The sequence below is a fragment of the Paenirhodobacter populi genome (assembly GCF_004022215.1).
Lineage (GTDB): Bacteria > Pseudomonadota > Alphaproteobacteria > Rhodobacterales > Rhodobacteraceae > Rhodobacter > Rhodobacter populi.
Genome location: NZ_SAUZ01000027.1, coordinates 33594 through 56126, shown reverse-complemented (window position 1 = coordinate 56126; position 22533 = coordinate 33594). Strand labels below are relative to the sequence as shown.

Sequence of the window (22533 nt, the reverse complement as noted above, 5' to 3'; positions counted from 1 at the left end):
AGCTCCACGCTGTAAATCCCCACGCCCTCCCTGCTACCGCAGAAAGGGAAAACTGGACGACTTTTACGCCGCCCGCAGCAGCATCAGGCCGCCGCTTCCGTGGACCAATTTCGCACCGCCGTTCTCACGCAAGAGTTCGACGTGCATCCGAACCAGATCAAGCAGTGGCGTGACCTGCTGCTCGAGGCCGCCATCGCGAAGCTCGACAAGTTCGACCTGCTGATCCTCGATGACCTGGCCTATGTCACCAAGGATCAGGCCGAAACCAGCGTTCTCTTCGAGCTCATCTCGGCCCGATACGAGCGGCGCTCCATTATGATCACCGCCAACCAGCCCTTCGGCGAATGGAACAGGGTCTTCCCTGACCCGGCCATGACGCTCGCAGCCGTTGACCGGCTGGTTCATCATGCCACCATCTTCGAGATGAACGTTGAAAGCTACAGGCGGCGATCGGCCATCGAGGCAAAGCGGCAGAGAGGAAGGCCCGCGGCATTCGCGACAATCAAGAACACGCCAGGGATTGACGCGCCGCGACAATCAGAAGGCGACGACGAGGTTGCAAGAGACAATCAAAATGGTAACCTCGGTCTCACTGCGACGTAGAATCTCATCTTGATTGACGCGCACGTCTCACCCTGATCGTCGCGCTATAGACTGCCTTTACGCACTGCAACCGTCTATCCCCCACCTGACCAGATCCGCACTGCACCGGTGCCTGCAACGGCATGGCATCTCGCGCCTGCCTGATGTGGAGGGCGACAAGCCGAAGCGGTCGAGGTTCAAACGCTACCCGATCGGCTTCTTCCACATCGACATCGCCAAGGTACAGACCGCTGAAGGAAAGCTATATTTGTTCGCCGGCATTGACCGGACGAGCAAGTGCGCCGTGACCCAACTGGCCGACAAGGCTGACAGGAAGACAGCCTGGGAATTCCTGCAATACATGCTCGAAGCTGTGCCTTGCCAGGTCCACACCATTCTCACCGACAACGGGATCCAGTTCGCAGAGCAGCCCCGGCACCGGAACACCATCTACTCCCGGCCGATGCGCTTCGCCGTTTCCGGGGCTTACGCGGCCCCACCGGGGCCACGGTCCCCTTCAACTCTGCGAGGCAAACGGGATCGAGCACAGGCTGACCAGGCCCAACCTTCCCTGGACCAACGGCCAGGTCGAACGGATGAACCGCACGATCAAGGACGCGACCGTCAAGCGCTTCCATTACGACAGCCATGCCCAGCTTCAAACGCACCTCGCAGACTTCATGGCGGCCTACAACTTCGCTCGAAGGCTCAAGACCCTCGGCGGTCTCACGCCATACGAATACATCTGCAAGATCTGGACATCAGAGCCAGACAGATTCATCCCAAACCCGATCCACCAGATGCCGGGACTGAACAGCTAGGGCGTGTTAACGCTTGAGCATGTCAGCGATGAGAACGAAGTTCAGGAAGGCCCGGAACATGAGATCGAGCTTTTCGAAACGTGAAAAGATGCGGCGGTAGCCTTTCAGTCTGCGGAACAGCTTTTCGACCTCGTTGCGGCGCTTGTAGAGGTCGCGGTCGTATTCCCGGAGTTCCTTGCGGTTCATTTTGGGTGGAGCGACCGGTTCAAACCCGAGGTCGAGAACAAGCTGTCGGGTTTCTTCGCCTTCATAGGCGCGATCCATCAGCATGGGCACGCCGGACAGCGGCCTTTTCCAGCCCCGAAGCAAGGCCCGCCCTTCCGGTGCATCATGGGCCTGCCCGCCGGAAAGGCTGAATGTCAGGGCCGTTCGAGTATCCGCAGCAACCAGGTGAACCTTGGCGCTCCATCCTCCGCGAGATTTTCCGATGGCTTGTAGCCTCTTTTTTCGGCGCCCCCCGTGCCATCCGGGTGAACCTTGACCGAGGTGCTGTCGAGGCCGAGGCATTCGACCCGGATCCGGATCAGCCGATGCTCCTGCAGGGCCGCGAACAGCCGGTCAAGCACGCCGGCCTCGGCCCAACGACGCAGGCGGGTGTAGATCGTGCGCCAATTCCCAAACCGGGGAGGCAAGGCTCGCCACTTGCAGTCGTTTTCGGCGATATGGAGCACCGCGTTGATCATCGTCAGATTGGAGATCCGCACATTGCCCCGCTGCACCGGCAGATAGAGGCGGATCAACTCGTATTGCGCTTCGCTTATCTCATTCATTCCAAAGGGATAGCATGGATGCCGTAGGTCAGGTGGCGTTAACACGCCCTAAATAGTTTAGCGCGTTATCGGGTGCTGACACGTATCCGACCTCTGATGCGGTCGCGATGTCCGACCGGATCCTGCGCAAAGAGGGCACCGGCCTGCCGATCCGGGTCGTCCGGCTGGGCGAAGGGATCGACAAAGGCTTTCATGTCGGCGCGCACCGGGGCGAGGAAGCGATCGACGATATCGCAGGCTTCCTGGCCTTAACCGGCGCCCTTGGGGCACCGGAACCAAGCGTATCTTACGGGCTTGCGCGGCGCCACGTGGGTTTCAGATCTGCGCTTCGATCTGGCGCGAGAGATACGATTTCCGGATGAAGACCGCGACGAAGATGGCGGTCAGGATCAGGATGATCGTGGGGGCGGGCGCGCTGTCGAGGAAGAAGCTGACATAGACTCCGGTCAGCATCGCGATCAGACAGACCACCGAGGCCACGACCAGCATATGGCCGAAGCTGCGCGTGATCAGAAAGGCGATCGCGCCGGGCGCGATCAAGAGCCCCACGGCAAGGATCAGCCCCGTCGCGGAAAGCGTCGCCACGATCGTCAGCGACAGGATGGCCAGAAGACCATAATGCAGCAGTCCGACCGGCAGACCCGAGGCCTGCGCCTGCGCCGGATCGAAGGCCTGAAGCATCAGATCCTTCCATTTCAGCGCCAATGCCACGGTCACGAACAGCGAGATGATCCCCGCCGTCCAAAGGTCATCGGGTTCCACCCCGAGCATATTTCCGAACAGGATATGGTCCAGATGCGCGTCCGAGGTGATCGAGGTGTAAAGCACCACGCCCGCGCCGAACATGCCCGAATAGACGACACCCATCACCGTGTCGCGCTTGACCCGACTGTTGTCGGCCAGATAGCCGGTCGCCAGCGCCGTCACCATGCCCGCACCGAAGGCCCCGACGATCAGGGGAATGCCGGTGATATAGGCCAGCACGATGCCCGGCAGGACGGCGTGACTGACCGCATCGCCCATCAGCGCCCAGCCCTTCAGCACCAGAAAGCAGGACAGCAGCGCCGTGGGCACCGCCACCATCGCGGCGATCCAGAAGGCGTTCCTCATGAAGCCGAACTGGAAGGGGGAAAGAAGCATGTCGATCATTGTGCAACCCCCGTACGAAGGCCCGCGGCCGCCTTGCGGCGCGCGGCCAGAAGCCCATGTTTCGGCGCGAGGACAAAGGCCGTCAGGAAGATCAGCGTTTGCAGGCAAACGATGATGCCCCCCGTCGCCCCGTCGAGGAAATAGCTGGCATAGGCGCCAAGGAAGCTCGTCACCGTGCCGATGAAAACCGAGGTGACGATCAGCCGCGGGAAGCGGTCGCACAGCAGATAGGCCGTGGCCCCCGGCGTCACCACCATGGCGATGACCAGAAACGCCCCCACCGTCTGCATCGCCGCCACCACGCAGGCCGACAGGAGGACGAAGAACACCGCCTTCAGCAGCCCGGGGTTCAGCCCCACGGTGCGCGCATGGCTTTCGTCGAAGAACACCACCATCAGGTCCTTCCATTTCGCCAGCAGCACCGCCAGCGACACGAAACCGATGATCGCCAGTTGCAGCGTATCGCCGGGCGTGATTGCCAGAATATTGCCCATGGTGATCGTCTGGACCGAAATCGCCATCGGGTTGATCGACACCATGAACAGCCCGAGCCCGAAGAACGAGGTGAAGATCAGCCCGATCACCACGTCGATCTTCAATCCCGACCGATCCGACAGGAACAGCATCGCCGCCGCCGCCAGACCTCCGGCGATGAAGGCGCCAAGCGCGAAGGGCAGGCCCAGCATATAGGCGCCGGCCACCCCCGGCACGACCGAATGCGAAAGCGCGTCGCCGATCAGCGACCAGCCCTTGAGCATCAGATAGGCCGACAGGAAGGCGCAGACACCGCCCACAAGCGCGGAAACCCACATCGCATTCAGCATATAGTTGTAGGTGAAAGGTTCGAGGAGAGTGCTCATTTCGTTCCCCCGGTCCCCCCGGCGCCCGTCGCACGGTGGGTCTGATCGCCGTATTGGACAAACGGGCGTTCGTCGTCCGACAGAATCGAGACATGGCGCGCGTCGTCATCGTCATGCAGCACATCGCCGCTCAGCGTGAACTGCCGCAGCACGCCTCCGAAGGCGGCCTCGAGGTTTTCGCGGGTGAAGGTGGTCTCGATCGGGCCGTAGCTCAGCACGGTCCTGTTGACCAGCACGCAGCGGTCGCAGAATTCCGGCACCGAGCCAAGGTTGTGCGTCGAGACCAGCATCACCCGGCCCTCGTCGCGCAATTCGCGCAAAAGCGCGATGATCTGCTCCTCGGTCTTCACATCGACGCCGGTGAAGGGCTCGTCCAGCAGGATCAGCTGTCCGTCCTGCGCCAGCGCGCGGGCAAGGAAGACGCGCTTCTTCTGGCCGCCCGAAAGCTCGCCGATCTGGCGCTTGCGGAAACCGGACATGCCGACGCGGGCCAGCGCCGCCGCGACGGCCTCGTGGTCGGCCTTTGCCGGGCGGCGCAGGAACCCCATGTGGCCGAAGCGCCCCATCATCACCACATCCTCGACCAGCACCGGAAAGGACCAGTCCACCTCCTCGGACTGCGGCACATAGGCGACGAGGTTCCTTTTCAGCGCTTCTTTCACCGGCAGGCCGAGCAGGCGGATCTGCCCCTTCGCCAGCGGAACGAACCCCATGATCGCCTTGAACAGCGTGGATTTTCCCGCGCCATTCACGCCGACCAGCGCGGTTATCGTGCCGCGGGGGGTCTCGAAATTCGCATTATACAATGCCGTGTGACCGTTCCGGTAGGTCACGGTGACGTTGCTTGCCATGATGCCACCCGCCGGGTCGCTTGCGGCAATTTTTCGTTCCAGGTCTTGCATGTCCTCTTTCTGCCGGAAGGGTCGGTCGCCCAAAACGCATGGCGCCTGCCGCGCATCGGTGCGCGGCAGGCAGGCGGGCACCGATGCGCCCTTGTTTCTTACTTCGCCCCGTCGGTCAGACCCTTGGCAAGGGTTTCCGAAGTGACCCGCAACAGGTCGAGATAGGTCGGCACCGGACCATCGGGTTCCGAAAGGCTGTCCACATAGAGGACGCCGCCGTAATGCGCCCCGGTTTCCCGCGCCACCTGTTGGGCCGGCGCGGTATTCACCGTGCTTTCGCAGAAGACGGCGGGGATATGGTTCTTCCGCACCCCGTCGATGACGTGACGCACCTGTTGCGGCGTGCCCATCTGGTCGGCGTTGATCGGCCAGAGGTAAAGTTCATGCATGCCGAAGTCGCGGGCAAGATAGCTGAACGCGCCTTCGCAGCTTACCAGCCAGCGACGATCCTCGGGGATCTCCGCGATCTCGGCCTTCAGGGGCGTGAGCGTTTCAGCCAGCTTGACCTTGTAGGCTTCGGCGTTCTTTTTGTAGATCTCGGCATTCGCCGGATCATGTTCGGCAAGCGCCTTTTCGATGTTGTCGACGTAGATTTCGGCGCTCGACAGCCCCATCCATGCATGCGGGTTCGGTTTGCCGTTGTATTCGCCGCCGTTGATGGCGATGGGTTCGATCCCGTCGGTCACGGTCACGGCGGGCACGTCCTTCAGGTTCGACAGGAACTGCTTGAACCACAGTTCGAGGTTCAGGCCGTTCCACAGGATCAGATCGGCATCCTGCGCCCGCACGATGTCCTGCGGCGTCGGTTCGTAGCCATGGATCTCGGCCCCCGGCTTGGTGATCGAAACCACCTCGGCCGCGTCACCCGCCACATTCTGCGCCATGTCCGCGATCACCGTGAAGGTCGTCACGACCTTCAGTTTGTCGGCCGCAAACGCACCCGTCGAGCACAGCGCCATGATCGCCGTTGCGCCCAGCAGCCGTGTCAGTGTCGGTGTCATGCCATATCCTCTTCAGCTCGGTTGACTTTGCGCACATGTAAGTGCGAACCATTTGCATAAGTCAAGAGTGAATGCGAACTAATCGCAATTGGGCATAACCGATTGCGAAAAACCGGCTCAGCGCGTAGGAACACATAAAAAACGGAGCCTACATGTCGAATGGCAGCAACGAATTCGCCCAGGCCCTGCGGGAAGCGGGACTGAAAGTCACGCAGCAGCGCGTCGCGTTGCTGGCGATCCTGATGGAATCGACCGACCATCCGAATGCCGAGGAAATCTTCGTGCGGGTGCGGGCGCTCGACGATTCCGTCTCGCTCGCCACGGTCTACCGCACGCTTTCGACGCTGGAGGAGGCGGGCCTCGTGCAGCGGCTGACCTTCGAGAACGAACCCGCGCGCTTTGAAATCACCCCCGCCTCGCAGCATGACCACCTTGTCGATGTCGACAGCGGCGAGGTGATCGAACTGCCAAGCGAAGAGCTGAACCGGATACGGCAGGATCTGGCAGATCGGCTGGGATATGAAATCGTCAGCCTGCATTCCTTCATCCGCGCAAGGAAGAAACCCGCCGCGAACTGAGCGGGACACCCTGCCATTACCGGATATGGACGGGTTCCTTTGCCTATTGCCCGGCGCCATCCGACAAGTTATCCATGCCACGTCGGTTTCCGAGAGGAATTGAAAGGGAATCCGCCGCTGTCACGCCCGCGGGCACGCAGCGAACCGGAACTGCCCCCGCAACTGTAGGCGGCGAGGTTCATGCGACGAAGCCACTGTGGAGCGATCCATGGGAAGGCCGCATGATCCCGTGACCCGCCAGTCAGGAGACCTGCCGACTTATGCGACCAACTTGACCCGGGCGGGGTGTCCAGGGGAGGCCAGATATGTATACGACCGAAAGGGTGCCTCCGGGCGATCCCTGCTGTCTGCTTCTGCGCGTTTCGCGCCGGGGTGTCCCGTGTCCGGGCATTTCCCTTCCGTCTCCGCCCCATCCATGATCGGAGACCCCGGATGAGACTTCCCTCCACCCTGCGGCTTTGCGCGGCGACCGCGATGCTGTCGCTGTGCCTTGGCGCGCCGACCCTGGCCGGAACCAGCTATCCGCTGACGTTGCAGAACTGCGGCGTTACGCTGACCTTCGACAAGGCGCCGGAAACCGTGGTGACCGTCGGTCAGGCCACGACCGAGATTCTCTACTCCCTCGGTCTGGGCGACAAGGTCGTCGGCACATCGGTCTGGTTCACCGGGGTTCTGCCCGAATTTGAGGATCTGAACGCGGGCGTCGAGCGGCTGGCCGACAACGATCCCAGCTTTGAAAGCGTGGTGGCCAAGCGCCCCGGCCTTGTTGCCGTTCAATATGAATGGCACATCGGCGCGCAGGGGATCGTCGCGACGCGCGAACAGTTCGCCGATCTGGGCATACCGACCTACACCTTGCCCGCGGATTGCGTCGGCAAGGACAATACAGCCGGGTCGGATGGCACCCGGACCGAGATGTATTCGATGGACAGCCTCTATCAGGGTGTCACGGAACTTGCGCAGATCTTCGACGTGACGAATCGTGGCGCGGAACTGGTCGATGGTCTGAAGGCCCGCGAGGCCGCCGCGATCGAGGCAGCAAAGGCGCTTGATCTGCAAGATGCCTCGGCGGTGTTCTGGTTTTCCTCGGCCGAGATGGACATCGATCCCTATGTCGCGGGGAACGGCGGTGCGCCGGCGTGGATGATGGCCTCCCTCGGCCTGAAGAACGTGATCAACAGCCCCGAGGAATGGCCGGTGGTCAGTTGGGAAACCATCGCCCGGGCCAATCCGGGTGTGATCGTGATCGCCCGCATGGACCGCCGCCGGTTCGAGGCCGACGACTACGAAAAGAAGCTCGCCTTCCTGAAATCCGACCCGGTAACGCGTGAGATGGATGCAGTGAAGAACGACCGCATCGTCATCATCGACGCCCATGCCATGGACCCCTCGATCCGCAACATCGCCGCGCTTGAGGAACTGGCCGCAGCGCTGCCGAAGTTCGATCTGAAATGATCGGGGCGGCCCTCCCCGCCGGGCTGTTGCCGCGCGTCGGTTTTCGGGCGCTGGCGGGGGTGGCCGTGCTGCTGTCAGCCATCCTTGGCGGTGTGGTTCTGGGGGAAACACCGCTCCCTTGGGACACCGTGTGGGCGGCGCTGGCCAACAATCTGTGGAATGCCGGGCATCCGGTCGATCCGATCGATCAGGGCATCATCTGGTCCTATCGGGTGCCGCGCACGCTGGTTGCCGCCGCCTGCGGAGCAGGGCTGGCGCTGGCGGGCGTCGTTTTACAGGCGCTGGTGCGCAACGCGCTGGCCGATCCCTATCTGCTGGGGGTTTCCGCCGGCGCATCGACCGGGGCGGTGGCCGTCACCATCATGGGATTGGGCGCAGGTGCCATCGGCATTTCCGGCGGTGCCTTTGTGGGGGCGGCGCTGGCCTTCGGGCTGGTGTCGCTGCTTGCGCGCGCCGCGGGCGGAGGCCCGGCGCAGATGGTGCTGGCCGGCATCGCCGGATCGCAGTTGTTCAATGCGCTGACGTCATTTTTCATCGCGAAATCGGCCAATGCGGAACAGGCGCGCGGGATCATTTTCTGGCTGCTTGGAAACCTGTCGGGCGTGCGCTGGCCGGATGTGACGCTGGCCGCGCCGGTGGCAATCGCGGGGTTTCTGGCCTGCCTGTGGCATATGCGGGCGCTGGACGCGTTTTCGTTTGGCGCGGATGCGGCCTCGGCGCTTGGCATTGCGGTGCGGCGGGTGCAGATCGTGCTGATCGGGGCGGTCACGCTGATGACGGCGACCATGGTCAGCCTTGTCGGCTCCATCGGTTTCGTCGGGCTGGTGATTCCGCATGCCGCGCGCTTTCTGGTCGGGCCGCGTCATGGGCGGCTAATCCCCACGGCCGCGCTGATCGGAGCGATATTCCTGATCGCCGCCGATGTGGTTTCGCGCATGCTGATCCCCGGTCAGGTCGTGCCGATCGGCGTGGTGACGGCCCTTGTCGGCGCACCGGGCTTTGCGCTGATCCTGATCCGGGGGAAGGTTCGCGGATGAAGATCGCGGCACGTAACCTCGGTTGGACCGTACGCGGGCGCCGGATCGTCGGGGAGGTCAGCCTCGACATCGCGGCAGGCGAGACATTCGGCCTGATCGGTCCCAACGGTTCGGGCAAATCCACGCTGCTGCGGCTTCTGGCCGGGATTGCCCCGCGTCCGGTGGGCGAGGTCTGGTTTGACGATATGCCGCTGCGCCGCCTTCCCCGGCGCGAGGTGGCCCGCCGTCTTGCCTTCGTCGAGCAACAGGCCGAAACCGCCGAGGCCCTGTCAGTTCGCGATACCGTCGAGCTTGGCCGCACGCCGTGGCTGTCACCGCTTGCGCCCTTCGGGCCGCATGACGCGGCGATCTGCGCCGAGGCGCTGGCCGCGGTCGGCATGGAGGATATGACGGAGCGCGCCTGGACCACGCTGTCCGGGGGCGAACGCCAGCGTGTCCACATCGCCCGTGCGCTTGCGCAACGGCCACGAATCATGCTGCTGGACGAGCCGACAAACCATCTCGACATCCATCATCAGCTGTCGCTTCTTCGGTTGATTTCGACGCTGCCTGTCACGGTGGTGATCGCGCTGCATGACCTCAATCAGGCCATGGGATGCGACAGGCTGGCCGTGATGGAGGGCGGACGCCTTGCGGCCTGTGGCCCGCCGTCCGAAGTGCTCACCCACGAACGCCTTGCCGCGATCTTCCGCGTCGGTGCCCGCACGCTGACCGACCCCACGGATGGCGCGCGCCAGTTCCGCTTTCATTGCCTTGAGGATCACCCATGAAATACACCTTCGCCGTTCTTGCCTGTCTGGTCGCCATGCCCGCCTTTGCCGAGGTGCATGAGGTGGGAATGTTCAACCGCTCGGAAAACGGCCCGATGATCTACGAGCCCTCCTTCCTGCACATCGCTCCGGGGGATTCCGTGCGCTTCATTCCCAGCCAACCAAGCCACAATGCCGCCACGATCGACACCATGATCCCCGAGGGGGCCGCGCCGTTCAAATCGAAAATCAACGAGGATTTTACTATCGCATTCGACGTTCCAGGCAATTACGGGATCAAATGTTCGCCCCATATCGCCATGGGTATGGTGATGTTGATCCAGGTCGGCGATGCTGAAGACGTGGCCCTGCCCGACGACCTGCCCAAGAAGGCGCGGGAACGGTTCGAGGCGATCCTTGCGGCGCACCATGCCCCGGACTGAGGCGCGATACAGCCATTCGGGATGTAACTCAAGAGCGTGATCTGCGGTTCATCCTGTCACCGATCGGCCTGACCCCTGTGCCTGCGGGCTGTCGTAATCATGAGCCGGACCGGCAAACCGCACACATTGACCTCGACATGGAGCTTGGTCATCAGCCCGCCGCTGGCCGGGCCAGTGGGGTGAGCTTCAAGCTCTCCTTTGCGAGTTTGCATCGGCATGAACTTCCGAGATCGTGGCATTGATGAGCACGTATTCGAAATCGGGGGTGATGCTCAATGCCATGAAAAGGCACTCCTAGTCACGGTGGCCCGCAACTGCGTGGGGCAGCATGTCCCACTGCTCGGTGCGGTCTTCGCCGATCCGGCGATACCTGTTGTGCTTCACATAGCCACAATTGGGCTTGAGTTGTGAGGTGCGGCAGCTCGGTGGCCGCTGCAAGGAACCCCGGCCGAAGATTCCCTCCGAACGGGGTTCCGCTCGTCCTCATGGACGAAATGTCCCGTTTCTGAGCTCTCCCTCAATTGCCTCCAGACTTTTGCCTTTGGTTTCCGGCACGAGGAAATACACGAAGATGAAGCCGAGTGCGTTGAGCGCAGCATAGAACCACATCGCTCCGCCGATGCTGAGCCATTGCACCATCGTCAGCGCCGTCGCCGTGAGCACCAGGTTGGACCCCCAGAGCACCGCAGCATGCAGGCTCGTGGCCTTTTCCCGAACGGAAAGCGGATAGACCTCCGAACCGATGAGCCAGCCGATCACCTGAATGCCACCGGCGTTGAAGACCATGAAGGCGAATAGGCATCCGACGATGAGCCAGGCATTGGACGCAACCTCGCCGCCGATCAGGAACAGCGCCCCCATTACAAGAAGACTGATCACCGCACCGGGCAGCATGATGAGCACAAGGCGCCGACGCCCGAGGTGATCGACCAGCAGCTTGCCGACGATCGTCATCACAAGGTAGATGACCGCGACACCCAGGGCGGCGTGAAGCGCGACATTATGGCTGAAGCCCGCATTCGTCAGCAATGTCGGGGTGTAATAGATCAGCATCTCGATACCGGAAAGCTGTGTGAAAGCCGCAACGCCGAGGCCCGCGACAAGAGCGGGCCGCATCCAAGGCTGCGCCAGAGTGCGCCAGCCGTTGTCCTTCCGCGCGTCGGCCGCATCGTTTATCTTCTCGATCGAACGAATTTCGCGGTGGACTTCCTTTTCCGTCTCGCGGACCAGATCCAGTGTGGCGCGGGCCTCGGGAACCCGATCCTGCCCGACCAGCCAGCGCGGGCTTTCCGGCAGGAGCAGCATGGAGATCAGGAGAAGGACGGCAGGCACGGCCGCCACGGCGAACATCATCCGCCAATCCCACAGGTTTTGCAGGAACGCCCCGACAAGGCCCGCGGCCAGAATTCCCACCCCGATGGAAATATTGAAGAAAGTCACCATTCTCCCACGCTTTTCAGCAGGAGCGAGTTCAGCGATATAGACCGGCACGATCTGCGAAGCGCCGCCAACGGCAAAACCCAGAACAAGCCGCGCGGCCCCCAGCCAGAAGGCGCTCGGTGCCAGTCCCGCCGCGATGACGCCCCCGGCAAAGATCGCGGCCACAAGCATGATGGTGTAGCGCCGTCCGATCAGCGAGGAAATCTTCCCGCAACTCAGCGCCCCGATCACCGCCCCCACGAGGATGACGCTCGTCACCAGTTCCTGCTGGCGATGGTTCAGATCGAATTCACTGGTAATCTGCAAGAGCGCACCGGAAATGATGCCGGTATCGTAACCATACAGGAAACCGGCGATTGCCACGGTGAGGACGATCGACAACAGGTAAAGGTCCGCGCCGATCCGTTCTGCGAGCCGGACTTTGTTCTCTTCCTCAGCGACCTGATCTGTCACGCTGTTAGTTCTCCTTGATTATGAACACGAGGCATCATGGCCGAAAATGCCATGAAGCTTATTGAGCAAAGCTGCGCCGAATGGGCTGCCCGCAAGCAGGCACCCGGCTGAAAGATGCGATACGAAAGACCACATCGACTAAGGATCGCAGGCAATCGCGGCTGAAACCGCATACCGTGATCCATTCACCATGCATCCGCGCGAAGATCGCGGGAATCGTATGATGCTCGGCACGCGATGCGCCCGAAGCGCGGATACCGAGGAGTGTCAGTTTATAACAGGGAGAGCTCGAGCGCGCAACACAGAGGTCTTGGTGCCGATGATTGCGTGCGAGTTGAACTCCAATGGGGTGCTGCGTGCCGAGCCCTGAACAGCCCCATGTTTTGTAGGCGACTTCTTCACTCAGCCTCAGCGTTTCGATCCGTTCTTGGATTCCTGCCAAACTGGCGGGCGGCTTCCGCCAGCATGGATTACTCATCTGTTTCCGCAGACATGCAGACGAGATTCACACCGGAAAACCCCAGTGCCCGCGCATTGGCTTCGAATTTCGTCCGGATGCAGAGAAGTCTCAACTTTGCGGCGGTGCATTGAGCCTCAAAGAAAGTGTCGCCCATTTCCATCACCACATCGGCATGGTGCATGCGGGAGGCGATCACATCCATGGCACCCAAGTAAAGCAGCCGCCGGAGAGACCGGTTCCCCATCTTGGAGATCGCCCACAACCGCTCCTTGCCGCTCTGATCCGGCAGCGCGCGACATGGGCGCGAGTTCCCGTGCACAGCGTTGGGGGGGGGGATTGAGTACGGCACGCAAATGCTACTGATTATCATTCGCGATAATGCTTGACCTCGCGCTGTCGCGCTGTCATTTTGTTGCGAGTAGATCGCAATACAGGAGGCAGGCGATGACGCTGAATCCAAACGGCCGAATCCCCGCGGAAGAAGCCCGTCGCATTCTGGCCACAGCCAGAATGCGCGTCACCCGGCATCGTCTGGCGATCATCGACATCCTGTATGGCCAACCGCCTCGTCATGTATCAGCCGGGGGCCTTTATGACGAGATGCGCAGGCGCGGCGCGCCGGGACCGCTGAGCTGCATCCGCGGCAGCCTCAAAAACTTTCGCGCAAGCCGGCTCCTGCGTCGGGTACCGGTTTACGGCAATACCTCCTGTTACGAGTTGCTGGGCGGGGATCATCACCACTTCTACGTGGAGAAAGAAGACCGCCTGCTTGATATTCCGCCGGACATGAGCAGACTCCCCGCGCTCCCGACGCCGCCCGAGGGTTACAGGCTTTCCAGCGTCGATGTCCTGTGCCGCATCCGGCGTGAAGACACGCCCTTCCATTCCTCATGACGACACCCCCAGCGACAAGCCAACCCCCATGTTTCAGGAAGCCACGATCGAGCGCAACGCCCCCAAGACAAAGGGCGTTCACCTGCTGGAGGCCGCGGGACTGCGCGTCACCCGCTCGCGCAAGGCCATCGCCGATATCCTGTTCGGCAAGAGCTATCATCACTTCACCGCTGACGAGATTTTCGCCGCCGCGATGGAGACCGGGCAACGTCTGTCGCTTGCGACCGTCTACAATACGCTCAGCGACTTCGCGGCGCATGGCCTTATCCGGCGGCTCGCCACCGTAGGCGGCGCGGCGCAGTTCGACATCGGCACCGGGGATCACCACCATTTCCATATCGAGGCAGACAATCGGATGATCGACATCCCGCCCGATGAAATCGGCTTCGCACGCCTGCCGGTTCCACCGCAAGGCTACCGGATCGCCAATATCGACGTCGTGATCCGTCTTGAGCCAGCTCCCCCGCAACACCAAGGAGAGACCGGATGACCCATCGGCCCTTCGTGTCCGCTGAACCGGAACATGCCCCACCGCCCGGCTAAACCAGACCGCATGGGCGACTGAGAAACGCCCCTCCATTCCCGCCTGACAATGATGCGTGCAACCCACGCCATGGTCTCGTCATGCCCACAACAAGAGATATCGGAGCCCCTATGAACACCCGCGCCCTGCCCGAAGACCTCTCTCCCGTCACGGCCATCCCGATCCTGCGTGACCATCGCTGGCTGGAACTGACCTCGGCAGCCAATCAGGCCTTCAAGGATGGCGCGGTGGAACCGGCCCGGAGACTCTATACCCGCGCGGTCGAGGAAGCCGAGCGGCTCTTCGAGACGCGGAACCCCAAGGATACCGCCGTTCCCTTGCCCGCTATCATGAATATCGCCTGCCACAATCTCGCACAACTCGCGGCGCAGGACGGAAACGAGCCGGAATGCCGCCGTCTTCTGATCCTTGCTTTCGACAGGCTGATCAACGCGGCGCGGCAGCCCTCGACGCCCATCGAGTTGCGGATCGCCTGCGTCCAGCATCTGAAATACACCCTCTCAGAGCTGGCCGGACATCTGGCGCAACAGTTCGAGCCGGAACCGTCGATCGAGCATTATACCGACAGACTGCGCGAAGCCGTTGCCGCCGTCAGCCATGCCGCCGCCCATGTCGGACAGGCGGATGACCCGCGACGCTGTGGCCATTGCCGCCTTACCAACTGAACCCGCCTGCCGCCCGGCGTGAACCGGAGGGCGGCGCTATCCACCAGAAAGAAAGAAGGACCATGAAGACCCTTACCGATGCGATGAAAGACATGCTGGCGACCCAGACGCCGATCCAGGCGACAGTCACCGAGGGCGGGATTCCCAACCTCGGACCCAAGCGCAGCCTGCGTGTCTATGACGACCATACCCTGATCTTCAACGAAAATACCGGCGGCCAGACGCTGGCCAATCTGCGCAACGGATCAAGGATCGCGGTCGCCGTCATCGACGGTGAAAAGCTTGACGGCTATCGCTTTCTCGGCACACCGGAGATCTTCGACAAAGGCGCGCCTTTCGACAATGCCGTTGAATTCGCGGGAAAGAACGGCATGAAGACGCCGAAATTCGCGATCCTCGTCCACATCGACGAGATATTTTCACTGCGTTCCGGCCCGGATGCGGGGAAGAAGATGGACGAACTGGGCGCAGCATGAAACGCGCGACACTGAACCGGCCCCGCCGGGCGGGCGTCGGGCGGAGACGACAATGTACAGAAAGACCCCGGAAATTCTTGGCCGTCGCAATGCCGGGGCCGGCGCCAGACGCCAGCTCGTCCTCGATCAGCTTTGCCGTCCGAGAACCCAGACGGAATTGCAGGATCGGCTGGGCATGAGCCGAACCGGCACCCTGCATCTTCTGCGCCGCATGGCGCAGGAAGGATTGATCCGTCCCGCCGAAAAGATCGGCGTGACACGGATCTGGGAACGCGAAAGTCCCTGAGGCGGGGCGCATCCACGCCCATACCTCCACCGGGCCGGTGCCTTCTTCTCCGAAAGCTCCGGCCCGCCGATCTTCACCAGAACCAGAGAGTCGATATGGCATTGATCAATACGAAAATCCGCCCCTTCAAATCCCAGGCCTACAAGGACGGCAAATTCATAACCGTGACCGAGGCCGATGTCCTGGGGAAATGGGGGGTGTTCTTCTTCTATCCGGCGGACTTCACCTTCGTCTGTCCGACCGAGCTTGGCGATATCACCGACAATTATGCGGAACTTCAGAGCCTTGGCGTCGAGGTGTTCTCGGTCTCGACCGACACGCATTTCACCCACAAGGCATGGCATGACAGCTCCGATACGATCGGCAAGATCAGATATACGATGATTGGCGATCCGGTGGGGACCGTCACCCGCAACTTCGACGCCATGCGCGAAGAGCAGGGCCTCGCGGATCGCGCCACTTTCATCGTCGATCCCGATGGCGTGATCCAGGCGCTGGAGATCACGGCAGAGGGCGTCGGCCGCGATGCCGCCGATCTTCTGCGCAAGATCAAGGCCGCGCAATATGTTCGCAATCACCCCGGCGAGGTATGCCCGGCCAAATGGCGGGAAGGGGAAAAGACCCTAGCACCTTCGTTCGATCTGGTCGGCAAGATCTGACGGCGGGCCGGGGGGCGCAAGAGGCGGATCCCGCCCTGCGCCCCCGGCGACGGGTCAGCCCACAGGGGCCAATACGGGCCTTTGCGCCGGACCGATATGCCGGCGCAGGACATTGAGCAGAATGGCGATGGTGCTGCCGTTGTGCAGGACCGAGGTCGCCAGCGGCGACAGCAGACCCAGTGCGGCACCGGCAAGAATGGTGGTGTTCAACCCGATGGTCAGGCGGAAGCTGACACGAATGACATCCATCACCTCGCGGGCGATCTCGACCGCATCGGTGATCCCTGCGATGTCATCTTCCAGAAGCACGATATCTGCTGTCAGCCGGGCGATATCGGCGCCGCGGTTCATCGCGATCCCGACATAGGCCCGCGCCAGCGCCGGCGCATCGTTGATCCCGTCGCCGACAAAGGCGATGCGCGCGCCGGACCTGCCAAGCTCCTCGATGATGCGCGCCTTGTCCTCGGGCAGCAGATCGGCATGGTAGCCGTCCAACCCGAGCTCAGCGGCGATTTCCTGCGCGCGATCCTCACGGTCCCCGGTCAGCATCAGAATCCGCTTGCCGCCCAGTTCCCGAAGCCGCGCGATGCTTGCCGCAGCCGAGGGGCGCAGCGTATCCTCCAGCCCGATGATCCCCAGAAGGCGGCCACCGAATCCCACGAAAAGTACGGTTTTCCCTTCATCGAACAGGTGATCGATCATGCCCCGATGGGCGCTGCAATCAATCCCCTCATCGTCCTCGACGAAATGCCGGGAACCGACGACGATCCGCTTTCCGTCAATGCTGCTCGCAACGCCATGCGCCACGATGAACTCGACTTCCTGATGGTCGAAATGCTTGTTGTGCCCGGTGGCGCGGGCGGCCTCCACCACGGCCATCGCCAGCGGGTGGAAGGCGTAATGTTCCTCGACCGATGCGGCGAGGCAGATCAGATCCTCAGGACTGAAATCGGCGTCGAAGGCAATCGCGTCGGTGACCTCAAGAACACCGGTGGTCAGGGTTCCGGTCTTGTCAAAGACGTAGGTATCCGCTTCCGCAAGACGCTCCAGCGCGTCCGCGCCTTTGATGAGGATGCCCGATTGCCCGGCCCCGTACATCGCAGACCGGAAGGCGATCGGTGTCGCAAGTTTCAGCGCGCAGGAATAATCTGCCTGCAGGACCGAGGCCGGGCGCCGCCAGTCGCCCGAGATCAGGAAAGAGGCCGTCGCCACCCGCAGGATCGTCGGCACCAGCTGATCGGCAAGCTGCGCCGAATCCAGCTGCATCCGCCCCTTCGCGGCCAACGACCGCTCGACATATTCCGCGATCCGCGCCGCCACCGTGCCGGCGCCGACACTTTCGGCATAGACCGCGATCCGGCCTTCCTGAACCAGAGCGCCGGAAAGCACCTTGGCCCCGCGCTTCTTTTCGACCAGAGTGGCTTCACCGGTCAGGGCCGCCTCGTTGACACTGGCCAGACCGGACAGCACGCGCCCGTCGACCGGCAGAACCGACCCCGCGGCCACGATCACCGTATCGCCGATGACCACCTCGTCGGCGGGGATCTCGACCTCCTGCCCGTCCTGCATCACCCAGACCGAAGGATGGGCCGGGCGCAGCAATTCGCGCAGCAGCATGTCGGAACGTCTTGCCGTCGTTTCGCTCAGATATTCCCCAAGAGACAGCAGGAACCCCGTGGTATTCGCCACGGCGTAATCCCCCCGCGTCAGCGAGATCGCCACCGCAAGCCCCTCAAGCACCCGCGAGGTGATCCCTTCGTGCGCCAGATCCTCGCCCGCCTCGCGAAACAGCGAAGAGGCGGCGACCGCTGAAATCCCGAACTGCAAGGCCCTCGGCAACCAGCCGATCCCGAACAGGACCACCGCACTGGTGAGCAGCGCATTGCGGGCGGCATGGGCCGGCGCTGAATCCCCCCGCGCCGCCGCGGCCTGCGCCCCGAGGGAGAGCAGCTCCGCACGAATCCGCGCGGGATCGGTCACGGCAGGATCGAAGCCGAGCACGAGCGAGCGCGCATGCGCACTGGCCCGCGCATTTTCGACCCCGTCGATCCCCAGGGCGAGCGCGGTCAGCATCGACCAATCCGCCTGCCCCGCATCGCGGAAGGCACACCGAAACCGCACGCGGGCGGGCAGGCAATGCACCGCCTCCGCCCGCGACAGCAAGAAATCCTGCGTCATGCCTCTTCGGATTGCTCCGCCATGACTTCCGCCTGGATGTCGGCGATCTGTTCCTTCAACTCGGCCAGCGCGCCCGCTGCGTTGCCGAACGCCTGCACACCCTGACGGATGATCTTCTCACGCAGTTTTTCGTCGCTCATCACATAGGTGACCGCACCTCCGATCAGCACCCCCAGCAGGAGCTGCCCGGACGCGGTTTCCGGCAGAACGGATTTGAGCCCATCCAGCACCGTCGCCTTCCGGGGGGCGGCTTCCACGTAACGGATCTTGTTGTTCTTTTTCTTCTTAGCCGATTTCTTCTTTGCCATCTCTCACTCGCTCCTGTTCCTGATCCGCCACCGCCAGCAATCGGTCGGTTGCCGCAGCGCCAACGATCCCGCCCGCGATCGCCAGCACCGCTTTCAAGGGTTCGTCCCGCTCAAGGGAATCGGCCACCAGTGTACCGCTGGCGACCGCGATGCCGGACTTGAGCGCGCGGCGCAAAGCGCTCCGCGACAGCGCCCCACCACCGCTTTCGGCAAAGGCCAGCACACCCGTGGCGACCAGCCCCCGCGTGAACGCCATCCGCGCGACCTGCGCCTGCGTGACCCGCTTGCGCTGCTTCTGCTTCACGAATCGGCCTTCCCTTTCGCCGCGGTCGCGGCGGGCGTCTTGCGGGGGCTGCGCTTTGCGCGGCTCACCTTTTTCGGCGGCTCCGGGACAGGCTCTGCCGGGCCGCCCTCCAGTCGCTGCCGCAGTTGACCCGATTGCTTCTCGACCACGGCGAGGCCCGAAACAGCCGCGCCACGCAACTGGTCGCCAGCACGGTCCAGTCCACCCCGGATCAGCGCCGTTCCGGTTTCTCCGCTCTGGCGGATCGCGCGGAGCGATCCACGCTTCTGTCCATAACGGATTCCAAGCGCGCCAAGAACGATGCCTGCCGCAAGTGTCACGATCGGATTCATGATCCCTTGGTCCTTTCCAGTTTTGCCATCATGCTTATCTGGTCTTGCCAAACCGTGCCAGAAGTTCTTCAGCCGCCCCGGTTTGCCTACCCTGCATGACATCTTCCCAACCTTCGGGCGCAAGAATGGCGGGATCGTATTCCACCGTCGATGACCGGGCGAGCTTGTTGACCGTTACCGCCTTCACACCTTGAATGGCGCGCAGGCGATCCAGAAGCGCCGCCGCCTCGGCAAGCCCGGGCATGGCCTGCGAAGACGTTGCGCCCAGTTTCACCCGCAGCCGTCCCGGAATGTGATGCGCGATCCGGCATGCCGCCAACCCCGCCAGCAATTCCTCATCCGTCATGCGAACCCGCCTCCCATCAGCATGTTTACCGTCACAGTCAGAATCCTGCACTGATACAGGTCGCCCCGGGAACGTTGCAACCCCGTTGCACCCATATCTATTGCGACTGCGTTGCAGTTGCATTAATGAATTTCAGAATAGCCACCGCGATACAGAAGGAACCTCCGATGAGCCGCGCCCTTATCCTGCTGCGACATGGCCAGAGCGCCTGGAACGCACGGAACCTCTTTACCGACATCCCAACCCCGACCTGACCGAACGGGGCATCGAAGAGGCGCGTCGCGCCGGAAAGGCCCTGCGGGAACACGGCATAATCCCGGATGCGTGGTTCACCTCGGCCCTCCAGCGCGCCTATCACACGCTGGATTTCGCACTTCAGGAAATGGGCATTACCGATCTGGTGATTACCCGTTCATCAAAGCTCAACGAACGCGATTACGGCGACCTCTCGGGCCTGAACAAGGATGACGCCCGGCAACGCTGGGGCGATGATCAGGTGCATATCTGGCGCCGTTCCTTTGACATCGCGCCACCGGGCGGGGAGAGTTTGAAAGATACGGCCAACCGCGTCCTGCCGTGGTATGAGCGCAATGTCGCCCCGCTTTTGCTCACCGGACAGACCGTGCTGATCGCTGCGCATGGCAATTCGCTTCGGGCCCTGATCATGAAGCTTGAAGAATTGGACGGGGAAGCCATCACCAACCGCGAGATCCCGACGGGCGTTCCGATCGTTTACAAGATCGCCCCTGATGGAACCACGCTGTCGGTGGAAGAGCTTCGCCCGGCATAATCTTTGCGCGGGGCCCAGGCATGACGGGGGCTGATCCGGGCATGAAGATGTCGGTTTGGTCAGATCAGGCGAAGGACCATGCCGCCCGCCAGCACCGCGATCAACGCCCCGAGCAGCAGTTCGGACAGGGCGACCGCCGGGGCCAGAGACCTTCCCTCAGGCAGCGCAAGGAACATACCCCGGCGCAGCAGGGCGGCAGCCAGCCCGGCCGAAACGGTGACCGTCATCGTCCCCAGCCCCATGACGAAGGCGCCAAGAATTCCCAGAAGTTCCAGATCCAGCCGCCATGTCAGGATCAGCAGGAACAACGCGCTGGTGCATGGACGCAGGGCGACGCCAAGGATCAGGGCCACGGCTTCCCGCCTGTCACGGGCGGCGGCAAGCGCGGCCGGATCTGGCGCATGGCTATGGCCGCAGCCACAATCCGGCCCATGGACATGGTGGTGATGACCCGTCGGGCGCTTCCGCGCGAATATCCCTATCAAGCGCCCCGCCCCGCGGCGAACCAGCATCAGACCGAGAAGGGCGATGATCGCGAAGGAGAATGGCTCGATCATCGTGGCCAGCCCCTCGACGCGATCGCGCGCGCCGTCAAGCAGCCAGACCGCCGCATAGACCAGCGCAACCGCTACCGTCGCCTGCGCGAGGCTGGACAACGCGGCCAGAGCCATAAGCCAACGCAATGACGATGGCGCGGCGGCGCCATAGGCCGCGATGACCGCCTTGCCATGTCCGGGGCCGAGAGCATGCAGAAAACCATGCGAAAAGCACAGCAAAAGAAAGCCGGTAACCGCCCCCGGCTGCGCTGCCCGCAGTGACCGCAGCGCACCGGCAAGCGCATTCTGCGCTTCGCGCTGCAACGGAATGGCATGATGGACGAACCAATCCTGTATGCCGTGGACAAAGAACAGCCCCGAGACCAGCACCACGAGGAGAACTGCGATCACTCCCGCTTGTCGCATTCGATCCTGACCTCATCCGCGAAGGCACCGCCGACCTCCGGATATTTTCCTTCTTCCATTATCTCCTGTTCGGTCAATTGCCCCAACAACTGATCGTAACGCTTCTGGGCGGCAGCGATGTCGGCCTCGCGGATCGTAACGCTGCAGCCTTCGCGCCCCCGAATTCCGGGCGTTTCCACCAGATCGTAGAAGGCATAATAGGCCGGATCATACGCCTGCACGATGACGGGGGCTGTCTCGGGATTTAGGCGCAGCGGCAAGGCCCGCAAATGGCTGATGATCACCCGATTTCCTCGGTATTCCGCCTGCACATCCAGGGGACCGCTGAGCGTCACGGCCTTTCCGCCCTGTTTCACATAGAGATCCCCGCCAAAATCGTCAGGCCAGCGGCCGAAGTGATCGCGCAGTCGTTGCAACTCATCGCCGTTCAGCTCCCCATCGCCATCCGTATCCATTTCCATGTCCTCGACGATCAGCATTGAGGTCAGTTCGTCCCAAGCCCAGACGACGCCGATCGCCCCGAGCTGACCCCTGTCGTCGAACCGAAAGGTTATGCCAGTGTCGATGAACTCATGCGGATGGGCATGTCCGGGCGACAGGCCAAAGCCCAGACAAGCGAAAGAAACGGAAAGTACCCGGATGCGACGCATGGTCCAACAATACCTGACCCCTGGGCGGATCGCCAGTCGGGCAGATCAGCGGCAAATCCCGAACCGGCAGAATCACGATACCCCGGCTGCTGACCGCAGCGGCGGGGGCTCCGATGCCTTTCGCCCCGCTATATGGCATCGTGCGGTTCCTTGCGTCACCACTCGTGATCATCGCACTTTGCGGTTTCATGCCGATCGAATTGGGCACGGCCGCCGCCCAAAGCATCCCCACGCCTACCGGCCGTTCAAATGCGCGGGCGACTACCAAGGCGGGCAACGCCGCCTCGATCCGCGCAACCTGAACCGCATCGGCCCTAGCAACTTCTGTGGTTGCCGCCCATTGTGCAAGGCCTCTTCTCTTGGGACAGGTGATCGAGTGCGGTCTTATGTCAGGCCTGTATGTGCGGCAATTTTCAAAAGCCACTGGCCGGGATGGTGA

28 protein-coding genes, 3 pseudogenes and 1 riboswitch are annotated in these 22533 nt (G+C 62.5%); of the genes and pseudogenes, 16 read left to right on the top strand and 15 right to left on the bottom strand.

The genetic code is table 11. The features are described 5' to 3' along the window. Nucleotides 1-174 precede the first annotated feature (174 nt). A pseudogene (locus D2T30_RS19060) lies at nt 175-603 on the top strand (ATP-binding protein); the annotation flags it as partial. Nucleotides 604-652: 49 nt separating this feature from the next. After that, nucleotides 653-1403 (top strand): annotated as a pseudogene (locus D2T30_RS19055) (integrase core domain-containing protein); the annotation flags it as partial. Nucleotides 1404-1409: 6 nt separating this feature from the next. Here the strand turns inward: D2T30_RS19055 and D2T30_RS19050 are convergent. Continuing rightward, a protein-coding gene (locus tag D2T30_RS19050; RefSeq protein WP_128186526.1) for an IS5 family transposase occupies nt 1410-2173 on the bottom strand; the annotation gives its coding sequence in 2 pieces (ribosomal slippage) (nt 1410-1840 and nt 1840-2173; 765 coding nt in all). Nucleotides 2174-2280: 107 nt separating this feature from the next. Between D2T30_RS19050 and D2T30_RS19045 the strand changes: the two genes are divergently transcribed. Then, nucleotides 2281-2535, top strand: a complete 255-nt coding sequence (locus D2T30_RS19045) for a hypothetical protein (RefSeq protein ID WP_128186524.1) — start codon at nt 2281-2283, stop codon at nt 2533-2535. Here D2T30_RS19045 and D2T30_RS19040 read toward each other — a convergent pair. The 4 genes from D2T30_RS19040 to D2T30_RS19025 form a co-directional block, all read right to left on the bottom strand. Then, complete coding sequence (locus D2T30_RS19040) at nt 2489-3322, bottom strand: metal ABC transporter permease (protein ID WP_128186522.1); 834 nt, start codon at nt 3320-3322, stop codon at nt 2489-2491. The genes D2T30_RS19045 and D2T30_RS19040 overlap by 47 nt on opposite strands. Then, the gene (locus tag D2T30_RS19035) at nt 3319-4182 is read right to left on the bottom strand and encodes a metal ABC transporter permease (protein WP_128210163.1); all 864 of its coding nucleotides are present in this window, start codon (nt 4180-4182) and stop codon (nt 3319-3321) included. The genes D2T30_RS19040 and D2T30_RS19035 overlap by 4 nt, the downstream gene beginning before the upstream one ends. After that, nucleotides 4179-5033 carry a manganese/iron ABC transporter ATP-binding protein gene (locus D2T30_RS19030; RefSeq protein WP_206613008.1) on the bottom strand — a complete coding sequence of 285 codons (855 nt, stop codon included), beginning with the start codon at nt 5031-5033 and terminating at the stop codon, nt 4179-4181. The genes D2T30_RS19035 and D2T30_RS19030 overlap by 4 nt, the downstream gene beginning before the upstream one ends. A 149-nt stretch (nt 5034-5182) precedes the next feature. Further along, a complete protein-coding gene (locus D2T30_RS19025; protein WP_128210161.1) occupies nt 5183-6085 on the bottom strand; it encodes a metal ABC transporter substrate-binding protein in 903 nt (300 codons plus the stop codon). Nucleotides 6086-6237: 152 nt separating this feature from the next. On the opposite strand from D2T30_RS19025, the gene D2T30_RS19020 reads away from it, so the two are divergent. The 5 genes from D2T30_RS19020 to D2T30_RS19000 all read left to right on the top strand — a co-directional run bounded on the left by D2T30_RS19020 (nt 6238) and on the right by D2T30_RS19000 (nt 10347). Continuing rightward, entirely contained in the window at nt 6238-6663 is a 426-nt protein-coding gene (locus tag D2T30_RS19020; protein WP_128186514.1) for a Fur family transcriptional regulator, read from the top strand. Between the two features lie 67 nt (nt 6664-6730). Continuing rightward, nucleotides 6731-6935, top strand: a riboswitch (cobalamin riboswitch). Between the two features lie 202 nt (nt 6936-7137). Continuing rightward, a complete protein-coding gene (locus D2T30_RS19015) occupies nt 7138-8118 on the top strand; it encodes an ABC transporter substrate-binding protein (protein WP_128210164.1) in 981 nt (326 codons plus the stop codon). Then, complete coding sequence (locus tag D2T30_RS19010) at nt 8115-9155, top strand: FecCD family ABC transporter permease (protein ID WP_128210160.1); 1041 nt, start codon at nt 8115-8117, stop codon at nt 9153-9155. Before D2T30_RS19015 ends, D2T30_RS19010 begins: the two co-directional genes overlap by 4 nt. Then, nucleotides 9152-9925: an ABC transporter ATP-binding protein gene (locus tag D2T30_RS19005; protein WP_128186510.1), complete on the top strand. Its 774-nt coding sequence runs from the start codon at nt 9152-9154 to the stop codon at nt 9923-9925. The genes D2T30_RS19010 and D2T30_RS19005 overlap by 4 nt, the downstream gene beginning before the upstream one ends. Further along, on the top strand, nt 9922-10347 hold the full coding sequence (locus D2T30_RS19000; RefSeq protein ID WP_128186508.1) for a pseudoazurin: 426 nt from the start codon (nt 9922-9924) through the stop codon (nt 10345-10347). The genes D2T30_RS19005 and D2T30_RS19000 overlap by 4 nt, the downstream gene beginning before the upstream one ends. 483 nt (nt 10348-10830) lie before the next feature. On the opposite strand, the gene D2T30_RS18995 is transcribed toward D2T30_RS19000, so the two are convergent. The 3 genes and pseudogenes from D2T30_RS18995 to D2T30_RS24175 all read right to left on the bottom strand — a co-directional run. Then, the gene (locus tag D2T30_RS18995) at nt 10831-12240 is read right to left on the bottom strand and encodes a sugar porter family MFS transporter (protein ID WP_128210159.1); all 1410 of its coding nucleotides are present in this window, start codon (nt 12238-12240) and stop codon (nt 10831-10833) included. A 470-nt stretch (nt 12241-12710) separates the two neighbouring features. Then, nucleotides 12711-12902 (bottom strand): hypothetical protein, encoded by a 192-nt coding sequence (locus tag D2T30_RS24180; protein WP_206613010.1) that lies wholly within the window; start codon nt 12900-12902, stop codon nt 12711-12713. Continuing rightward, nucleotides 12882-12974, bottom strand: a pseudogene (locus D2T30_RS24175) (transposase); the annotation flags it as partial. The pseudogene D2T30_RS24175 and the gene D2T30_RS24180, both read right to left, overlap by 21 nt. A 170-nt stretch (nt 12975-13144) precedes the next feature. Here D2T30_RS24175 and D2T30_RS18985 point away from each other — a divergent pair. The 6 genes from D2T30_RS18985 (at nt 13145) to ahpC (ending at nt 16224) form a co-directional block, all read left to right on the top strand. Beyond that, nucleotides 13145-13594 (top strand): Fur family transcriptional regulator, encoded by a 450-nt coding sequence (locus D2T30_RS18985; RefSeq protein WP_164884364.1) that lies wholly within the window; start codon nt 13145-13147, stop codon nt 13592-13594. A 28-nt stretch (nt 13595-13622) separates the two neighbouring features. Beyond that, the gene (locus D2T30_RS18980) at nt 13623-14084 is read left to right on the top strand and encodes a Fur family transcriptional regulator (protein WP_164884363.1); all 462 of its coding nucleotides are present in this window, start codon (nt 13623-13625) and stop codon (nt 14082-14084) included. 164 nt (nt 14085-14248) lie between these two features. Then, a complete protein-coding gene (locus D2T30_RS18975; protein WP_128186498.1) occupies nt 14249-14803 on the top strand; it encodes an OTU domain-containing protein in 555 nt (184 codons plus the stop codon). Between the two features lie 62 nt (nt 14804-14865). Further along, nucleotides 14866-15279 carry a pyridoxamine 5'-phosphate oxidase family protein gene (locus tag D2T30_RS18970; RefSeq protein WP_128186496.1) on the top strand — a complete coding sequence of 138 codons (414 nt, stop codon included), beginning with the start codon at nt 14866-14868 and terminating at the stop codon, nt 15277-15279. A 52-nt stretch (nt 15280-15331) separates the two neighbouring features. Next, entirely contained in the window at nt 15332-15565 is a 234-nt protein-coding gene (locus D2T30_RS18965) for a winged helix-turn-helix transcriptional regulator (protein WP_128233618.1), read from the top strand. 95 nt (nt 15566-15660) lie between these two features. Beyond that, on the top strand, nt 15661-16224 hold the full coding sequence (ahpC, locus tag D2T30_RS18960) for an alkyl hydroperoxide reductase subunit C (RefSeq protein WP_128210156.1): 564 nt from the start codon (nt 15661-15663) through the stop codon (nt 16222-16224). Nucleotides 16225-16278: 54 nt separating this feature from the next. Here the strand turns inward: ahpC and D2T30_RS18955 are convergent, their stop codons facing one another. From D2T30_RS18955 to D2T30_RS18935, 5 genes are read right to left on the bottom strand one after another with little or no spacing between them, the layout of a single operon-like run. Further along, entirely contained in the window at nt 16279-18402 is a 2124-nt protein-coding gene (locus tag D2T30_RS18955; protein ID WP_128210155.1) for a heavy metal translocating P-type ATPase, read from the bottom strand. Beyond that, nucleotides 18399-18710, bottom strand: coding sequence for a YtxH domain-containing protein (locus tag D2T30_RS18950; protein WP_128186488.1), 312 nt, complete (start codon nt 18708-18710; stop codon nt 18399-18401). The genes D2T30_RS18955 and D2T30_RS18950 overlap by 4 nt, the downstream gene beginning before the upstream one ends. Continuing rightward, nucleotides 18688-19014, bottom strand: coding sequence for a hypothetical protein (locus D2T30_RS18945; protein ID WP_128210154.1), 327 nt, complete (start codon nt 19012-19014; stop codon nt 18688-18690). Before D2T30_RS18945 ends, D2T30_RS18950 begins: the two co-directional genes overlap by 23 nt. Further along, nucleotides 19011-19346: a hypothetical protein gene (locus D2T30_RS18940; RefSeq protein ID WP_128186484.1), complete on the bottom strand. Its 336-nt coding sequence runs from the start codon at nt 19344-19346 to the stop codon at nt 19011-19013. Before D2T30_RS18940 ends, D2T30_RS18945 begins: the two co-directional genes overlap by 4 nt. A 34-nt stretch (nt 19347-19380) precedes the next feature. Next, nucleotides 19381-19692 (bottom strand): cation transporter, encoded by a 312-nt coding sequence (locus D2T30_RS18935; RefSeq protein WP_128186482.1) that lies wholly within the window; start codon nt 19690-19692, stop codon nt 19381-19383. 85 nt (nt 19693-19777) lie between these two features. On the opposite strand from D2T30_RS18935, the gene D2T30_RS18930 reads away from it, so the two are divergent. Continuing rightward, nucleotides 19778-20482: a 2,3-bisphosphoglycerate-dependent phosphoglycerate mutase gene (locus tag D2T30_RS18930; protein ID WP_241651336.1), complete on the top strand. Its 705-nt coding sequence runs from the start codon at nt 19778-19780 to the stop codon at nt 20480-20482. 59 nt (nt 20483-20541) lie between these two features. Here the strand turns inward: D2T30_RS18930 and D2T30_RS18925 are convergent, their stop codons facing one another. Next, entirely contained in the window at nt 20542-21429 is an 888-nt protein-coding gene (locus D2T30_RS18925; protein ID WP_241651335.1) for a nickel/cobalt transporter, read from the bottom strand. Further along, a complete protein-coding gene (locus tag D2T30_RS18920) occupies nt 21426-22094 on the bottom strand; it encodes a DUF1007 family protein (RefSeq protein ID WP_128210152.1) in 669 nt (222 codons plus the stop codon). The genes D2T30_RS18925 and D2T30_RS18920 overlap by 4 nt, the downstream gene beginning before the upstream one ends. Nucleotides 22095-22207: 113 nt before the next feature. Between D2T30_RS18920 and D2T30_RS18915 the strand changes: the two genes are divergently transcribed. Beyond that, nucleotides 22208-22396 (top strand): hypothetical protein, encoded by a 189-nt coding sequence (locus D2T30_RS18915; protein WP_128210151.1) that lies wholly within the window; start codon nt 22208-22210, stop codon nt 22394-22396. The last annotated feature ends 137 nt before the right edge of the window (nt 22397-22533 follow it).

Excerpts from the sequence above, each read along its gene's own strand:
- D2T30_RS19045 (WP_128186524.1), top strand. The coding sequence starts at position 2,281 with ATGTCCGACCGGATCCTGCGCAAAGAGGGCACCGGCCTGCCGATCCGG.
- D2T30_RS19040 (WP_128186522.1), bottom strand. The coding sequence starts at position 3,322 with ATGATCGACATGCTTCTTTCCCCCTTCCAGTTCGGCTTCATGAGGAAC.
- D2T30_RS19035 (WP_128210163.1), bottom strand. The coding sequence starts at position 4,182 with ATGAGCACTCTCCTCGAACCTTTCACCTACAACTATATGCTGAATGCG.
- D2T30_RS19030 (WP_206613008.1), bottom strand. The coding sequence starts at position 5,033 with ATGGCAAGCAACGTCACCGTGACCTACCGGAACGGTCACACGGCATTG.
- D2T30_RS19025 (WP_128210161.1), bottom strand. The coding sequence starts at position 6,085 with ATGACACCGACACTGACACGGCTGCTGGGCGCAACGGCGATCATGGCG.
- D2T30_RS19020 (WP_128186514.1), top strand. The coding sequence starts at position 6,238 with ATGTCGAATGGCAGCAACGAATTCGCCCAGGCCCTGCGGGAAGCGGGA.
- D2T30_RS19015 (WP_128210164.1), top strand. The coding sequence starts at position 7,138 with ATGCTGTCGCTGTGCCTTGGCGCGCCGACCCTGGCCGGAACCAGCTAT.
- D2T30_RS19010 (WP_128210160.1), top strand. The coding sequence starts at position 8,115 with ATGATCGGGGCGGCCCTCCCCGCCGGGCTGTTGCCGCGCGTCGGTTTT.
- D2T30_RS19005 (WP_128186510.1), top strand. The coding sequence starts at position 9,152 with ATGAAGATCGCGGCACGTAACCTCGGTTGGACCGTACGCGGGCGCCGG.
- D2T30_RS19000 (WP_128186508.1), top strand. The coding sequence starts at position 9,922 with ATGAAATACACCTTCGCCGTTCTTGCCTGTCTGGTCGCCATGCCCGCC.
- D2T30_RS24180 (WP_206613010.1), bottom strand. The coding sequence starts at position 12,902 with ATGGATGTGATCGCCTCCCGCATGCACCATGCCGATGTGGTGATGGAA.
- D2T30_RS18985 (WP_164884364.1), top strand. The coding sequence starts at position 13,145 with ATGACGCTGAATCCAAACGGCCGAATCCCCGCGGAAGAAGCCCGTCGC.
- D2T30_RS18980 (WP_164884363.1), top strand. The coding sequence starts at position 13,623 with ATGTTTCAGGAAGCCACGATCGAGCGCAACGCCCCCAAGACAAAGGGC.
- D2T30_RS18975 (WP_128186498.1), top strand. The coding sequence starts at position 14,249 with ATGAACACCCGCGCCCTGCCCGAAGACCTCTCTCCCGTCACGGCCATC.
- D2T30_RS18970 (WP_128186496.1), top strand. The coding sequence starts at position 14,866 with ATGAAGACCCTTACCGATGCGATGAAAGACATGCTGGCGACCCAGACG.
- D2T30_RS18965 (WP_128233618.1), top strand. The coding sequence starts at position 15,332 with ATGTACAGAAAGACCCCGGAAATTCTTGGCCGTCGCAATGCCGGGGCC.
- ahpC (WP_128210156.1), top strand. The coding sequence starts at position 15,661 with ATGGCATTGATCAATACGAAAATCCGCCCCTTCAAATCCCAGGCCTAC.
- D2T30_RS18955 (WP_128210155.1), bottom strand. The coding sequence starts at position 18,402 with ATGACGCAGGATTTCTTGCTGTCGCGGGCGGAGGCGGTGCATTGCCTG.
- D2T30_RS18950 (WP_128186488.1), bottom strand. The coding sequence starts at position 18,710 with ATGGCAAAGAAGAAATCGGCTAAGAAGAAAAAGAACAACAAGATCCGT.
- D2T30_RS18940 (WP_128186484.1), bottom strand. The coding sequence starts at position 19,346 with ATGAATCCGATCGTGACACTTGCGGCAGGCATCGTTCTTGGCGCGCTT.
- D2T30_RS18935 (WP_128186482.1), bottom strand. The coding sequence starts at position 19,692 with ATGACGGATGAGGAATTGCTGGCGGGGTTGGCGGCATGCCGGATCGCG.
- D2T30_RS18920 (WP_128210152.1), bottom strand. The coding sequence starts at position 22,094 with ATGCGTCGCATCCGGGTACTTTCCGTTTCTTTCGCTTGTCTGGGCTTT.
- D2T30_RS18915 (WP_128210151.1), top strand. The coding sequence starts at position 22,208 with ATGCCTTTCGCCCCGCTATATGGCATCGTGCGGTTCCTTGCGTCACCA.